General features: G+C 59.2%; 13 protein-coding genes. 3 read left to right on the plus strand and 10 right to left on the minus strand.

Features of this window, described 5'->3' with window-relative positions:
• Positions 1-60: 60 nt before the first annotated feature.
• The 3 genes from HW556_RS01835 to HW556_RS01845 all read right to left on the minus strand — a co-directional run bounded on the left by HW556_RS01835 (position 61) and on the right by HW556_RS01845 (position 2398).
• Entirely contained in the window at positions 61-633 is a 573-nt protein-coding gene (locus HW556_RS01835; RefSeq protein WP_246289491.1) for an acyl-CoA thioesterase, read from the minus strand.
• 284 nt (positions 634-917) lie between these two features.
• Positions 918-1316 (minus strand): hypothetical protein, encoded by a 399-nt coding sequence (locus HW556_RS01840; RefSeq protein WP_176897424.1) that lies wholly within the window; start codon positions 1314-1316, stop codon positions 918-920.
• A gap of 230 nt (positions 1317-1546) precedes the next feature.
• Positions 1547-2398 (minus strand): glycerophosphodiester phosphodiesterase family protein, encoded by an 852-nt coding sequence (locus tag HW556_RS01845; RefSeq protein ID WP_317170462.1) that lies wholly within the window; start codon positions 2396-2398, stop codon positions 1547-1549.
• A gap of 122 nt (positions 2399-2520) precedes the next feature.
• Between HW556_RS01845 and HW556_RS01850 the strand changes: the two genes are divergently transcribed.
• A complete protein-coding gene (locus HW556_RS01850) occupies positions 2521-3144 on the plus strand; it encodes a hypothetical protein (protein WP_176897428.1) in 624 nt (207 codons plus the stop codon).
• Positions 3145-3227: 83 nt separating this feature from the next.
• On the opposite strand, the gene HW556_RS01855 is transcribed toward HW556_RS01850, so the two are convergent.
• The 3 genes from HW556_RS01855 to HW556_RS01865 all read right to left on the minus strand — a co-directional run bounded on the left by HW556_RS01855 (position 3228) and on the right by HW556_RS01865 (position 5451).
• Positions 3228-3515 (minus strand): PLD nuclease N-terminal domain-containing protein, encoded by a 288-nt coding sequence (locus HW556_RS01855; protein WP_176897430.1) that lies wholly within the window; start codon positions 3513-3515, stop codon positions 3228-3230.
• A gap of 99 nt (positions 3516-3614) precedes the next feature.
• Complete coding sequence (locus HW556_RS01860) at positions 3615-4253, minus strand: rhomboid family intramembrane serine protease (RefSeq protein ID WP_176897436.1); 639 nt, start codon at positions 4251-4253, stop codon at positions 3615-3617.
• 226 nt (positions 4254-4479) lie between these two features.
• A complete protein-coding gene (locus tag HW556_RS01865; RefSeq protein ID WP_176897438.1) occupies positions 4480-5451 on the minus strand; it encodes a polyprenyl synthetase family protein in 972 nt (323 codons plus the stop codon).
• A gap of 79 nt (positions 5452-5530) precedes the next feature.
• Here HW556_RS01865 and HW556_RS01870 point away from each other — a divergent pair, with 79 nt between their 5' ends.
• Both HW556_RS01870 and HW556_RS01875 read left to right on the plus strand, forming a co-directional pair.
• A complete protein-coding gene (locus HW556_RS01870; RefSeq protein WP_176897441.1) occupies positions 5531-5782 on the plus strand; it encodes a hypothetical protein in 252 nt (83 codons plus the stop codon).
• A gap of 3 nt (positions 5783-5785) precedes the next feature.
• Positions 5786-6037: a TonB family protein gene (locus HW556_RS01875; RefSeq protein WP_262889980.1), complete on the plus strand. Its 252-nt coding sequence runs from the start codon at positions 5786-5788 to the stop codon at positions 6035-6037.
• A gap of 76 nt (positions 6038-6113) precedes the next feature.
• Here HW556_RS01875 and rnr read toward each other — a convergent pair whose 3' ends face one another.
• From rnr to ileS, 4 genes are all read right to left on the minus strand, one after another.
• A complete protein-coding gene (gene rnr, locus HW556_RS01880) occupies positions 6114-8765 on the minus strand; it encodes a ribonuclease R (RefSeq protein ID WP_176897451.1) in 2652 nt (883 codons plus the stop codon).
• 195 nt (positions 8766-8960) lie between these two features.
• Positions 8961-11051, minus strand: a complete 2091-nt coding sequence (locus tag HW556_RS01885; RefSeq protein WP_176897453.1) for an ABC transporter ATP-binding protein — start codon at positions 11049-11051, stop codon at positions 8961-8963.
• 181 nt (positions 11052-11232) lie between these two features.
• Positions 11233-11892 (minus strand): lipoprotein signal peptidase, encoded by a 660-nt coding sequence (locus HW556_RS01890; RefSeq protein ID WP_176897455.1) that lies wholly within the window; start codon positions 11890-11892, stop codon positions 11233-11235.
• Positions 11893-12155: 263 nt separating this feature from the next.
• Positions 12156-15557 (minus strand): isoleucine--tRNA ligase, encoded by a 3402-nt coding sequence (gene ileS / locus HW556_RS01895; RefSeq protein ID WP_176897457.1) that lies wholly within the window; start codon positions 15555-15557, stop codon positions 12156-12158.
• Positions 15558-15592 lie beyond the last annotated feature (35 nt).

Here is a 15592-nt window from a genome sequence, read left to right on the forward strand (position 1 = left end):
GCACTCTTAAGGCAATGAGCCTGTATATGTGCGCCACGCCCTCCGCTGCGCTGTGGCCGCTCAGCTGCTGTGGTAGGCAATGCGGCACCGCTCCCCATCCAGCAACCCCATCTGGTCATCTACTGCTAGGCTGGTGCGGGCATTATCGAACTGTTCACGGTACTGCTGCTGAAACTGTCGGCGCTTGATGGCTTCCTGGAAGCGACGCACGTCGTCGCGGGTTTCCAACTCTAAGCCGGGCACTTGGGTAGGCTGGCCAGCCTCGTCTTTGGCTACCATGGTGAAGTAGCTTGTATTGGTGTGTTTCATCAGGCCAGTGCGCACGTCTTCGGCCGTTACCTTGATGCCTACCAGCAGCGAGGTGCGCCCCACATAGTTCACTGATGCCAGCAGCGACACCAGCTCGCCTACTTCCACCGGCTGCATGAAATTCACGCCATCTACGCTCACGGTTACGCAGTAGGTGCCGGCGTGTTTGGAGGCGGCGGCGTAGGCAACTTTATCCATCAGTGAGAGCAGAATACCTCCGTGAATCTTGCCACCGAAGTTGGCATACGATGGGATCATCAGCTCGGTGAGCGTGACGCGCGAGTAGGAAACGGAGCGGTAAGCGGGAAGTACAAACGGGGGCATAAGCCGACAGTTTAAGCGAACAGGGATTGTGCAAAGCTAGCGCTTCCACCGTGCCACCCAACCCCTCTCCTACCCTGTCCGGCTCGGTTACAAAACAGTCACTTTGCTACTTCTCTTCCCTCTTCAAAGGACCTGCTAACGCCGACTTGGAACAGACGAACGAACAGCTGTCCTCTGCGGCTGGTTTGCCAGACGAGGCCTTATAGAGCGCAGTTCATCTAGCATTGTATCATCGATGCGCAAAGAAGGCGAAACAGAAATGTTTCACGTGGAACACTTTTGTCCTACTTCGGACCGTACACCTTCAAGAGTAGCTCGTTGTAAGCCTCTAGCAGGGCGATGTACTTCTGCTGAAGCTGCATTAGGTCTTTTAAACTATCAACACCGGCACTAACTGTAACGACCGAACGAGAAATGCTAGCGCCATCGGACGCATTCGTTACATTTTTAGGGACACTTGTAACATTAAACGAAATATCAGTTTGTTGTGCAATCGTAAAATCGTTACTGAAGTCGTGTCCGATAATTTCGCCTACTCGCTTTACAAAGGTGTAATCAAGCTCACGTTCCTTGAACTTACGATACATTGTCGGACGTGTAATACCCAGGTCGTCCACTATCCGTGTAATGGATATTCCGCTGTTTTTAATAGCATCCTGCAGTGTTTCGCCCTGGTGCGGCATAGATAAAGGGTGTAAAGGAATTCGAGATGTAAATATGTACAATACATTCTACGTTACCAAAACGTACGAACATGTTATAATGATACACTGATACAATACAACAAAATCGTACGCTCTAACAATGTAATGAGACAATGTAACGCAAAGATGGCGGACGTTACACATGATACATTACAGCAATTTTGTAACACGTTAGGCAAAGCACCTATTACTCCCTTTGGCACAAAGCGCTAACGAAGTGCCAGAAGCCGGTCGGGGTAGTCGGTGGTAATGCCCCAGGGATTCAGGGCCAGCACTGCCCGCAGATCGGCCGGCTCATTCACAGTCCAAGGCACTAAGTGGATACACTGCCCGGCCAGCTCTGCAGCCAGCGCGGGCGTCAGCAGCCGGAAGTCGGGACCAACGACAGTTGGGGTAAAGCCTAGCACCGCTAGGTGCTCGGCCAGCAGCAGGGCATCTTCGATGAGCAGGCACAAGGGCAGCGCGGGTACCGCGTGGTGGGCCAGCTGCAGGATGCGCTTATCGAAGCAAAGTAGCGTGGTGCGGTGCATAATTTGCAGCGCCTGAAGCTCGGCCAGAACCAACGCCAGCAATTCGGCGGGTGGTGGCTGAAACAGACCGTCGTGGGCCGGCTCGCTTTTGATTTCGACGCTGTATTTCACCGGGCCGCGGCCCAGCTGCCGGGACAGGTTTTCGAGGTCGGCCACAACTTCGCGCAGCAGCGGCTTGAAGGCCGGCTCGGACTGCTGCTCCGGAAAACTGGGGTGGCGTGTCAGGCCGCAGTCGTACTGCCGGATACGGGCGTAGGGCAGCTGGTAAAGGTTGTGCTGGCGGGCTTCGGAGGGCGCGATGGGCTGGCCGGAAGGCAGCCGGCAGATGGCGGCTGACATCCAGGGCTCGTGCGACACTATCACCTGCCGGTCGGCCGAAATGACCACGTCCAGTTCTACCGCATCGACACCCAGGCGGAGGGCTTCACGGAAAGCGGGCAAGGTATTCTCGGGCCGCAGTCCGCGGCAACCACGGTGTCCGTGAACTTCGGGAAAGCGCCCGGGTTGAGGCTTCAGCATAAGCAGCAGCATAACGCCGGGCGCGGCGGTGCGCTTGGCCTTGCTGCTTACGTAGGCAGCGCCTGAGCGTGAGGAAATCGGGCTATTTTTGCCTTTATATCTCCTTAGCTCACTTCGTTTACCTGCTTCACTCCATGAAAAAGCTTATCATCCTGATTGTACTGGTGGCCGTAGCGGTTGGTGCCTACCTGTACTTCTATAAAGTGCGCACCGCGCCCGAGTACTCGCTCATGCAGGCTTACCAGGCCATCGACGACCACGACCCGGCGGCCTTCGAGCGGTACGTGGATGTGAACAGCGTTACGGGCAACCTGGTAGACGATGTGGCCAAGAACGGTTCGGCGCTGGGCGTACTCAATCCCGGCGGCATGGCCATGACGGGGGCCCTGCGCCTGCTTAAGCCCCAGCTGGCCCAGGCCGCTCGCAAGGAGGTGCAGCGCTACATAGAAACCGGCTCGGCAGAAGCGGCTGCCGCCGCTGCGCCCAACCGGCTGGTGAACGTGTCGATGATGGGGCTGGCCAGCAAAGTGGTGGGCGAAAACAGCAAGTTCTATGGTGTTGCCTACTCGCGCGAAGAGGGTGAGCAGGCGTTGGTAGGGTTGAAATTCAGCCAGCCCCGTTACGACACCACGCTGGTGCTCGAAGTGAAAATGCGCAAGCGCGATGACTACTGGCAGGCCACCGAAATCACGAACACCGGTGCTATTCTGCAGCATGTGGCGCGCATGGAAAAGCGCCGGTTGGTAGGAGGCAAGTAACCTCACTATCTCCAACATCGTTGCAAACAGAAAGCCCCGCCGTACCAAAGTACAGCGGGGCTTTCTGTTGAGATTAAAACGGTTTAGGTGCTGGATTTACCACGACCTGCGAACAGGAAGTAGAGAATCAGACCACCCAGCGGGAAGAAGAACACGATGGCTGCCCAAAGAATTTTCTTGCCGAGGCCCCAGTTCTGACGGAAGATGTCGAAGAGGGCGAATACATCGAGGGCCAGAATGATATAGCCCCAGGTGGCTAGGCTGCCGTCGGTGTTGAAGCGGCTGCACGACGTAAGCAACGAAACTGTGAGCAGCGAGAGGAGCAGGCCGGCACCGGGCAGGCGTTTGGTGAGCGTGTTGATGGCGTTCATGGCAGGGAAAGGTTAAGATTGGAGAGTTATGGGCCCCTTTACGCAACGAACTCAAAATGGATATTGAAAATTCGCAATAATGCATGACAACTAATTGATTTACAGATATTTACCAACATATAACTGGATTTGCTCCAGGAAAATACTCGCGGCTCGCGGAATCAGCACCAGCGTAAGTAAAACGCCATAGAGTGCGCCGTAAAAGTGGGCATCGTGGTTGATGTTGTCGCCCTGGCGCTGGCTCATGTAGTAGGAATAACCCAGGTAGAGGAGGCCAAAGAGGAAGCCTGGGATTTCGAAGGGAATAGGAAAAATGTAGAGGCCGGCCGCCGGATTGAACAGAATAGCCGAAAACACCACCGCCGACACGCCACCTGAAGCCCCGAGCGAACGGTAGCCGGGGTCGTTGCGGTGGCGCAGATACGTTGGAATATCAGACACAATGATGCCGCCCAAGTACAGCAGCAGGTACCACAACAACCCCATAGTAGGGCCGAAGGCATACCCGAAAATAGTTTCGACTACCCGGCTGAACGAGTAGAAGGCAATCATATTAAAGAGCAGGTGGGTGAAGTCGGCGTGCAGAAAGCCCGAGGTGAGGAAGCGGTACCATTCGTTGCGGCGGCGCACCACATAGGGCTCCAGAATCCAGCTTTCCAGAAAATCGGGATTCGACCAAGCGTAGAGCGAAATACCGACCGTAATTACGGCCAGCACAAGGGTGGCGGAAAATTCCATTCAGGGAAATAAGGGGTGATGGGAATGGGTTGGATGATATGATGGATAGGAGGGTTGGAAAAAGAGCGGTGTCATGCTGAGCGAAGGCGGATCAGCAGTCGAAGCATCTCTACCGCAACGCTAATCAAGGCCATTGCAAAGAAGCAGTAGAGATGCTTCGACTACGCCTCCAGCTGCGCTCAGCATGACACCGCTTATTGCTAACTGCTCTTTCGGCTTCCTCTTTCTACTGCTCGCGTTCCAGCAACTGCAGGGCCAACTGGTGCAGAGGCTTTTTGCGCGATTCGGGGGCCGCCACGCGCTCCAGATGCTGCAGGGCGTCCACGAAGTAGTCGTTGATAAGCGCTTCAGTCTGGGGGCGGATTTCGAGCTCGTCGTAGATGGCGCGCACGGCGGCAACCTTCGCTTCCTCATGCATTACCGGCTGGCCGACATGTTGGGCCAGCACGGCCTGCTGGGCGGGGCTGGCCTGGGCCTGCGCAGTGAGCAGCAGAAAGGTTTTTTTGTCGGCCAGGATGTCGCCGCCCACGCGCTTGCCAAAGGTGGCCGCGTCGCCGTACACGTCGAGCAGGTCGTCGCGCAGCTGGAAGGCCAGGCCGATATCCACGCCGAACTGGCGCAGGTGGTCGGCATCTACTTCTGAAGCACCACCGAGTCGGGCACCCAACTCCAGCGCGAAGCCCAGTAGCACGGCCGTTTTCAGCCGAATCATGTCCAGGTACTGCGCGATGCTAACGTCGGTGCGGGTTTCAAACTCCATATCCCACTGCTGACCCTCGCAGACTTCGGCGGCGGTTTGTGAGAAGCGGCGCAACAGCGGAGCCAGCAGCGCCGGCGGCATATCGAACAGCAGCTCGTAGGCGCGCACCAGCATCACATCGCCACTCAGGATGGCCACGTTGGGGTTCCATTTTTCGTGCACCGTGGGCTGGCCGCGGCGCAGCGGCGCCTGGTCCATCAGGTCATCATGAAGCAGGGTGAAGTTGTGGAAGACCTCGGTGGCCAGCGCAGGCTTCACCACGGCATCCAGCTCGTTGGTGAACAGGTGGGCGCCCATGAGAGCCAGCACCGGCCGGATACGTTTGCCGCCGAGGCTCATGATGTAGCGGATAGGCTCGTAGAGGCTCGTCGGCTCTTGCCCGTAGCGCAGGTCGGTGAGGCCAACGTTAAGTTTATCAGTGAAGAAAGAAAGGTCCATGCAGGGGTCAGATTGAGCAGGGAAAGGTACGGCGGGTTGCGGGAAGCGTTACCTCGCCCAACTTCGTATCTTCCCTGGCATGAGAACCCAACCCCTGCTCCTGCTGCTTGTTTGGCTGCTACTTCCGGCAATAGCCATAGCCCAGAACTCCTACAACCGCTGGGACGCTCGCCCACCCGCACCCATCGTGCCACTGCCCCGCAAAACGAATCAGCAGCCAACAGCCCCAAAGGCTACCCCGCCAACTCCCGCCGCCCCCGATTCGGTGGCGCTTACGACGGGCAGATACGTGCGGGTGCAGACGGTGCCGAATTTCCCGGGCGGGGCGTAGGCCATGTACGCAGTCATCAGCAGGAACCTGAAACGCCCGCCCGTCCCCCGACAGCGTGGGCAGATAATGGTGCAGTTCACGGTGCTGGCATCAGGGGCTTTATCTGGCATCGGGGTAGTGCCGGTCCGGGGCCTGAACCCGGCCTACGATGCCGCGGCAGTAGCGGCAGTAAGCCGATCAAACACCTTCACGCCGGGCAAGCGCGGCGGGCAGCCCGTCGATATGGTGCTGACGGTGCCGATGGAGTTCAAGTAGGCGGCAGGCTCCGGAAGCAAAAAGCCCCTGCTACCGTTGCCGGTAACAGGGGCTTCTCGTTTAACTTAGGCTTTAGCTACCGACGACGCTTGCTGCCGCCGCTTTTACCGCCACCGCCTTTGCTGCCCTTGCTGTCGGAGCGGCCGCTGGCGCTGTTGCTGCTGTTCTTGCCGTCGCTACGGCCACCACCACCGCCCGATTTACCGCCGCGGCTGCTGCCTCGGGGAGGGCGGCCGCCGCCATTGTCGCGACGCTCCTGCTGCTCGCGCTGCTTCACGTCGTCGGGGCGGTCGTCTACCAGGGCGAAGTCGATGGTGCGGTCAAGCAGGTTCACAGCCTTCACTTCCACCTGCAGCTCGTCGCCGAACTGGATAATGCGTTTGCTGCCTTGGCCCACGAGGCGGTAGTTGTCCTTGTCGAGCTCGAAGTTGTCGCCGGGAATGTCGCTGATGCGGATCATGCCCTCGCACTTGTTCTCGGCAATTTCCACGTACATGCCCCACTCGGTGAGGCCCGACACCACGCCGGTGAACTGCTCGCCGATGTGGTCCTGCAGGAACTCAACCTGCTTGAACTTGATGCTGGCGCGCTCGGCGCTGGCAGCCAGTTTCTCGCGCTCCGACGAGTGCTTGCACTCCTCCTCTATCGGCTCCATTTCCACGTTCTTGCCGCCGTCGAGGTAGTGTTCCAGCAGGCGGTGGGCCATCATATCGGGGTAGCGACGGATGGGCGAAGTGAAGTGCGAGTAGTGCTCGAAAGCCAGGCCGAAATGTCCGCGCGGGTCGGTAGTATAGGTGGCCTTGGCCATGGTGCGGATAGCCAGCGTCTGGAGCACGTTCTGTTCGGGGCGGCCCACCACTTCCACGTTCAGGTCGTTGAGTTCGGTGCTCAGCTTCTGCACGTCTTTCAGCTCCAGGTGGTAGCCGAATTTCTTGGCGAACAGGGCGAAGTTCTGCAGGCGCTCGGGGTCGGGCGAGTCGTGCACCCGGTACACCATGGTAAAGCGTGGCTTGGTTTTCTTCAGCTTGAAGACGAACTCGGCCACCTTGCGGTTGGCCAGCAGCATGAACTCCTCAATCATCTTGTGGGCGTCCTTGCGCTCCTTCACATACACGCCCAGCGGCTTGCCGTCCTCATCAAGGCGGAACTTCACTTCCTGCGTTTCGAAGCTGATGGCGCCTTGCTTGAAGCGGGCCGCGCACAGCTTCTTGGCAATGCGGTTCATCAGCTGCACCTCCTGGGTGTAGTCCGATTCCAGACCCTCAATCCGCTCCTGCGCATCTTCGTAAGCAAAGCGGCGGTCGGAGTGAATAACGGTTTTGCCCAGCCAGGTGGAGTACAGCTTGCCGTTCTCATCGAGCTCGAACACGGCCGAAAACGTCAGCTTGTCCTCGTTGGGCCGCAGCGAGCAGAGGCCGTTGCTCAGGTGCTCGGGCAGCATCGGAATCACGCGGTCCACGAGGTACACTGAAGTAGCGCGGCTGCGGGCCTCGTTTTCCAAGGCCGTATCGAGGCGCACGTAATGCGTCACGTCGGCAATGTGCACCCCAATCTCCCAGTGCCCGTTTTCGAGCTGCTGGATTGAAAGCGCATCATCAAAGTCCTTGGCATCGGCTGGGTCGATGGTGAAGGTGGTGATGTCACGGAAGTCACGGCGGCGCCCAATTTCTTCTTCTGAAATGGTGGCGGGCATTGCCTGGGCATCGGCTTCCACCTCAGCTGGAAATTCAAACGGCAGTCCGAACTCGGCCATGATGGCGTTGATTTCGGCTTCGTTGCCACCAGCCTGGCCGAAGCTGCGCACCACTACGCCGGCCGGCGAACGGTCGGAGCCATCCTCCGGAAACTCGGTGACGTGCACCAGCACCTTGTCGCCGTGCTCGGCGCCGTTCAGGTCATCCTGGCTCACGTACACATCAAAGTACATCTTGCGGTTGTCGGCCTTCACGAAGGCCACGTGGTCGCGAATCTGCAGGCGGCCCACTACCTCGGGGCGCTTACGGTCGAGCACTTCCACCACATCGCCCACCGGGCGGCCGTCGCGGGAGCCGCGCAGGCGTAGGCGCACGGTATCGCCCTGCATGGCAAAGCGCAGGCGGTCGGTGAACACGCGCACATCGTTTTCCGTCTCCTCACTAATCACGAAGGCGTACTTCTCGGTAGCCAGCGCCACGGTGCCCACAATGGTGTCGCCCCCGCTCTCGCGGCGGCGGCGCGGGGCCTGCGGGTCATCGGCATCGGCAAAGTCGAAGCCGGCCTCACGGCGGCGGTGTACCACGGGATCCTGGCCAAATTCGCTTTCGACAACCCGGCCGCCGCGGGGTAGCTTCTTGCCAGACGGCAGTTCGCCGGGCTCGGCAACGGGTTTGGCAACAGCATCTGTTTCTTCGTCAGCTTCGCCCTTTTTGCCACCCTTACGACGTCCTTTAGGGGCAGTAGCCAATTCCTCCTGAGCTTCATCGGTCAGGCGGTATTCGTCGTTCTGGATCAGCAGCAGCTGCTTTTGCTCACGCAACTCGCGCAGGTGGGCAAACACTACTTCACGCTGGTCTTTAGTGGTTACACCAAGGCGGCGCGAGAGCTGGCGGTAGGTGAGGACTTTGCCGGGGTTGTCGCGGAAAATCCGCATAATCTGGTCCTGGCTGATAAGGGCCGCGGCGGCCGCGGGCTCGGTAGAAGTGGCCTTCGCGCGGGAGGCGCGGGGGGCCGATTGAGAGGGTTGTTTCATGTAGTCGGGCCGCCGGTATTGTCGTTTTCTCAGGCGGCAGAGGTTGAATGAGGGGAAGGCGTGGGATGAAATGCCTTCGGGAAATTGAAAAAGGAAGCGGCACAGCGGCCGCCGTAAGATACTACGTAATATAACGGGGAATAACTATATCGGGGTTAATAGAATGTCATGCTTTATTGCGCTCTGTGTAGCCTCCTAATGGGCCCGGCTGGCCACGGCGGCACAGATATCGGCCGGCGAGTCGCGGGGAATGGCGGCCAGCAGCTGACGGGTGTACTCGTGTTGGGGGTTAGCGTAGATGTCGGCAGCGGGGCCGCTTTCCACTATTTGGCCTTGGCGCATAACTAGCAGCCGGTCGCTCATAAACCGGGCCACCGAGAGGTCGTGGGTGATGAATAGATAGGTGATGCCGAACTCGCGTTTGAGGTCGTTGAGCAGGTTTAGCACCTGCGCCTGCACCGACACGTCGAGGGCCGAAACCGACTCGTCGCAGATGATGCACTTAGGTTGCAGGGCCAGAGCACGGGCAATGCAGATGCGCTGACGCTGGCCACCGCTGAACTCGTGCGGGTAGCGCATAAAGTGCTCCTCGCGCAGGCCCACCGTACGCAGCAGCTCCAGCACTCGGGCCTTTTGCTGCTCGCCGCTGCCGCCTACACCATGCACCCGCATAGGCTCCCAGATGGCCTCGCCAACCGTCAGCATAGGATTGAGGGCGGCGTAGGGGTCCTGGAAAACCATCTGAAAATCGCGCCGCCGCCGCCGCAGAGCTTCGGCCGGCAGCGTGGCCAAATCGTCGCCTCCAAACAGGATGCGGCCGGCCGTTGGTTCCACCAGCCGCAGCAGCGCCCGGCCCAACGTGGTTTTGCCGCAACCCGATTCGCCCACCAGCCCGACAGTTTCGCCCGGATAAATGGCAAAGCTCACGCCATCCACGGCCCGCACAAACTCCGGCTTCCGGTTGAAAAAGCCTTTACGAATCGGAAAGTATACCTGCAGGTTCTCCACTTGGAGCAGAGGGTTGCGAGCAGTATCTTCCAGTTTCCCAAAGTTGAAACCATGAGCTACGGAGTGAGGCGCAGCAGCGGCAGTTTTAGAATTTTCGTTGGCTGTGTCTCCCCCGTTGTCCTGCGAGGCGCTGACTAAACCAGTGCCTAAGCCCTGAGACGCGGAAGGTACAAGATCCGCCTGAGCTGTCTGCGAAGCCTGCGTTGGCGGGCCAGCAGTAAGTGGCAACGGTAGGCCCGATTCAGCCGAGGGAGCTAATTCGAGGCTAAAATGCGGGGTTTCTGAGCGTGAAACAGAATGTTCCACGGGAAACATTTTGGTGGTATCGGCTCCGCTGGCAGGTAATGGTCCAGCTTCAGCAGCCGTTTCAGCCTCAATTACTTGCGCAGTGGCGCTTTCAGTGGAAATAAACCCTCCATCGGCCGTTTCCTGCATGAAATCGGCTACTACGGGAAGTTTTTTGCGGCCTACCGAAAGTTTTGGGCGGCAGGCCAGCAGGCCCTTGGTGTAGGGGTGCTGGGGGTTAGTAAAGATGTCGAGCACGTGCCCCTGCTCCACCACGCGGCCCCGGTACATCACCATAATCCGGTCGGCTATTTCAGCTACCACGCCTAGGTCGTGGGTGATGAAGATGACGGCCGTGTTGTGCTCGCGGCGCAACTCGTCGATGAGGCGGAGAACTTGGGCCTGCACGGTTACGTCGAGGGCCGTGGTAGGCTCGTCAGCTATCAGCAGAGCGGGGTTGCAGGCCATAGCCATGGCAATCATCACGCGCTGCTTCTGGCCGCCGCTGATTTCGTGGGGGTAGCTGGCGAATATCTTTTCGGGCCGGGGCAGGCGGGCCATCGTGAACAGCTCGACGGTGCGGACGTGGGCCTCCTTTTCGCTCAGGTCGGTGTGCAGCCGCAAAGCTTCCACCACCTGGGGGCCGCAGTGGTACACGGGGTTCAGCGAGGTCATGGGCTCCTGAAAAATCATCCCGATGTCGTTGCCGCGCACCTGTCGTAGCTGCGCATCGGTGAGCTGCAGCAGGTCTACCTCGCCCAGCGCCTCCGATTGAAACCTAGCCTCGCCGCTCGCAATGCGGCCGGGCGGCATGGGTACCAGCCCCATCAGCGCCAGCGAGGTAACCGACTTGCCCGAGCCAGATTCGCCCACAATGGCCAGCGTCTCGCCCCGGTGCAAATCAAACGATATGCCCTCCACGGCCCGCGTATTGCCACGGTGGCTGTGAAAGTCGATGGTCAGGTCGCGGACGGAGAGAATGGGAGCGGGCATGGGGTAAAGATAACGGGCGAAGCGCTGGTTGGTCCGACACGCAAACGGCCCGCCATGAGGCGGGCCGTTTATGGGTATTGTCATTCAGAGCGCAGCGAAGAATCTCGCGTGCTGCCACTGTAGCAGTAACCTAACGTCAGCACGTGAGATTCTTCGCTGCGCTCTGAATGACGTTCTAATACTACGCTACTCCCGAAGCCTCCGCGTCGCGGTGGGCCTGAGCGGCCTCTTTGGCGGCGCGCTCTTCCGCCTCGGCAGCCTCGAAATGCTCGCCGTAGAAACGGTTCTGGAACAGCAGAATCAGCGCTACACCCACGAAAATGGCAGCATCAGCAATGTTGAAGATGGGCCAGAGCGAGAGGTGCGAGCCGCCCACCAGCGGCCAGGTAGAAGGCAGAATTCCTTCGTAGATATCCACGTAGAGCATGTCAATCACCTGCCCGTGTAGCCAGGGCGTAGGGGCTCCAAAAGGCGCGTTATTATATACAACCCCATAGAAAATGGAATCAACCAGGTTGCCGATGGCCCCGCCCAGAATAAGGGCAATACAAATCATGAGGGCATTGGGCGCGTGCTGCTTCCAGAGGCGGTAGATGTAGTAGCTGATGCCCGTTACGGCTACCAGCCGGAACGTGGTGAGCAGCAGCTTGCCATAAGGCTCGGGCAGCTCTACGCCGAAAGCCATTCCCGGATTCAGCGTGTAGTGCAGCTTAAACCAGTCGCCGAACACGGGGATTTCGCCGGCCATACCCATGGGCATGTAGCGGTGCACGGCCCATTTCGAGAGCTGGTCGATGACGATGACGAGCAGCGCCACGAGGTAGTATTTCCAGTACTTCATTCAGGAGAAGTGAGCAGTTAGAAGTGAGAAGTGAGGCCCGGTACTGACAGCCTGTCAGCCCTGGCCCCTCTCCCCTGTCGTAGCACAAAGGGACGAAGATTTTTAGACTTGGTCATATGGCCGTGGAGCCCGACTGATTGCCGGGCAGTATATGTTCTGGCGGTCGGTTTGTGCCCTTTTGAGCCGTATTTCGGGGCCGGCCCAGCGCTTTGTGCGCCGGTGTGCCAACCACCGGTTTGGAGCCGGCGGTTGGCGCTTCAGTTTCAGGCAGTTGCCACCTGAAGCTGTACGGGCACTGAGAACTCGTCGAATTCGAGCACCGTGTCGCCGCTGATTTCGGGGGCGAAGGCTAGACTCAGGGCCTGGATTTCAGCTTTGATGTAGTCGCCGAAGCTTTGCACGGCGGCTTCCAGCTCGGGCTGCTGGCCCAGCGTCACGCGGATTTTGTCCTGCACTTCTAGGCCGCTGTCTTTGCGCAAGTTCTGGAGGCGGTTCACCAACTCGCGGGCTACGCCTTCCTGGCGCAGCTCGTCGGTCAGGGTTACATCGAGGGCCACCGTGAGGGGGCCGTCGGTGGCTACAAGCCAGCCGGGCAGGTCGTCGGTGCGGATTTCCACGTCGTCGGGGGCCAGGGTGTAGGTTTCACCTTCGATTTCCACGCTCAGGCTTCCCTCCTTCTCCAGCTGGCTGATTTCTCCGGCCGTCATCTGTTGGATACGGGCGCCCACTACCTTCAGCTTGGGGCCATATTGCTGGCCCAGACGCTTGAAGTTGGGCTTCACCGACTTTACCAGCACGCCGCTGGTGTCATCGAGGAACTCCACGTGCTTCACGTTCACCTCGGCGCAAATCAGGTCCTCGACCTTGCCCACCTGTTCGCGGGTGCGGTCATTCAGCACCGGCACCAGAATGCGCTGCAACGGCTGGCGCACCTTCAGCACCGACTTTTTGCGCAGCGAGTGGGTGAGCGAGGAAATCCGCTGGGCCAGCTCCATCCGCTCCTCCAGGGCCTTGTCGATGAGGTTGGTTTCGGCGGCAACCAACAACGTTAAATGAACCGATTCGGGAGCCAGAGGCGTGTTTTTGGCGACGGCTTCGACACGCATTCCGTCGGTCATGTTCTTATAAAGCCAATCCGCAAAAAAGGGCGCGATGGGCGACATCAATTGTGCCACCACTACCAAGCATTGTTGCAGCGTTTCGTAGGCGGCGCGCTTGTCATCCGTCAGTTCGCCCTTCCAGAATCGGCGGCGCGAGAGGCGCACGTGCCAGTTGGAAAGCTGGTCGGTCACGAAGTCCTGGATGGCCCGGGCGGCTTTGGTGGGGTCGTAGGCGTCGTAATGACCGCGTACTTCGAGGATGAGCGACTGGAGCTTGCTCAACACCCAGCGGTCCAGCTCACCCAGGTCCTGAAGCGGAATTCGGTCGAATTCGCGGGCCTGGAAGCCATCGAGGTTGGCGTAGAGGGCGTAGAACGAGTAGGTATTGAAGAGCGTACCAAAGAAGCGGCGCTGCACCTCCGTGATGCCGGCTACGTCGAATTTGAGGTTGTCCCAGGGCTGGGCGTTGGCAATCATATACCAGCGCGTGGCGTCGGGTCCGTACTGGCTGATGGTGGCAAACGGGTCGACGGCGTTGCCGAGGCGCTTGCTCATCTTGTTGCCATTCTTATCGAGCACGAGGCCGTTGGCCATCACGTTCTTATAGGCAACAGAGTCTTCCAGCATCACGGCCAGCGCGTGCAGCGTGAAGAACCAGCCGCGGGTCTGGTCCACGCCTTCGGCAATGAAATCGGCGGGGAAATTCTTCTGGAATTTCTCGCTGTTTTCGAGCGGATAGTGCCACTGGGCGTAGGGCATAGCCCCGCTGTCAAACCACACGTCGATGAGGTCGGGCTCACGATACATGGGCTGGCCGCTGGGGCTCACCAGGAAAATATCGTCCACGTAAGGCCGGTGCAGGTCCACGTTTTCGCCGTTGGCGTAGGGGTTGTGGGTCATGATGTCGGCCGCCACGGCCTTGTCAATCTCCTGCTTCATCTGCTCGATGGAGCCAATGCAGATTTCCTCGGTGCCGTCCTGGGTGCGCCAGATGGGCAGCGGGGTGCCCCAATAGCGCGAGCGGCTCAGGTTCCAGTCGACCAGGTTTTCGAGCCAGTTGCCGAAGCGGCCGGTGCCGGTGCTGGCGGGCTGCCAGTTGATGGTTTTATTGAGTTCGATGAGCCGGTCTTTCACCGCCGTAGTCTTGATGAACCAGGAGTCGAGCGGGTAGTAGAGCACGGGCTTATCGGTGCGCCAGCAGTGCGGGTAGGTGTGCTCGTACTTCTCCACTCTGAAGGCCGTGCCGTCGCCTTTCATGCGGATGGCAATGCTTTCGTCGAGGGTTTTGTAGTCGGCGCCGGTCTGGTCGTGGTCGTCGTAGTTCTTCACCCAACGGCCGCCAAATTCGCCCATCTGGGCCACGTAGCGGCCCGTCCGGTCCACAATCGGACCGAGCTTGCCCTCGGCATCAGCCAGCAGCAACGCCGGAATGCCATTCTGCTGGGCTACCCGGAAGTCATCCGCGCCAAATGTGGGCGAAATGTGCACGATGCCAGTACCGTCCTCGGTGGTCACGAAGTCGCCGGGAATTACGCGGAAGGCGTTTTCCTCGTTTTCAAAGGCTGGAAAGCCGGTGGCGTGGCCGAAGAGGCGCTCGTACTTAATACCGACGAGGTCACCGCCTTTGAAGGTATTTTCGATGCGCCAGGGCAATACTTTGTTGCCGGGCTTGAAGTCCTCAAACGAGGCCTCTTTGCCTTTCTCCGAGAAGTGTTTGCCTACCAACGCCTCCGCCAGCACCACCCGAATGGGCGCGCCAGTGTAAACATTGAAAGTGCGTACGAGCACATACGGAATGTTCTTCCCCACAGCCAGACCAGTATTGGCCGGCAGCGTCCAGGGTGTCGTCGTCCAGGCAAGAATGTGGAGCGGAGCGGCGGCGTCAGCCGCGAACAGCTTCTCCGAAGCCGCATCCTGCACCACTTTGAACTGAGCCACTACGGTCGTGTCCATCACGTCGCGGTAGGTGCCGGGCTGGTTGAGCTCGTGCGAGGAGAGGCCGGTTCCTGCCGCTGGGGAGTAGGGCTGGATGGTGTAGCCTTTGTAGAGAAAACCCTTGTCGTAGAGCTTCTTGAGCAGCGCCCAGCAGCTCTCGATGTACTCGGGCTCGAAGGTGATGTAGGGGTCGTCGAGGTCCACCCAGTAGCCCATCTTCTCAGTCAGGTCGTCCCACTGGGCCTTAAAGCGCATGACGGTTTCGCGGCAGCGCTGGTTGTACTCCTCAATGCTGATTTTCTTGCCGATGTCCTCCTTCGTGATACCCAGCTCCTTTTCCACCTGCAGCTCGATGGGCAGGCCGTGGGTATCCCAGCCGCCCTTGCGAGGCACCTGCTTACCGAGCAGCGTCTGGTAGCGGCAGAAGATGTCCTTCACCGTCCGGGCCATCACGTGGTGGATGCCGGGCGCGCCGTTGGCCGAGGGCGGACCCTCGTAAAACACGAACGTCGGCTGGCCTTCGCGGCTGCTCACGCTCTTTTCAAAGATGCTGTTCTGCTTCCACCACGCCAGGATATCGGTGCCAACCTGGCCGTAATTGAGCGGCTGCTTGTATTCGGGGTAGGACATTTTATGTTGAGCTATTAGCTGACAGCTGGTAGCTG

Source organism: Hymenobacter terrestris, assembly GCF_013377905.1.
Lineage (GTDB): Bacteria > Bacteroidota > Bacteroidia > Cytophagales > Hymenobacteraceae > Hymenobacter > Hymenobacter terrestris.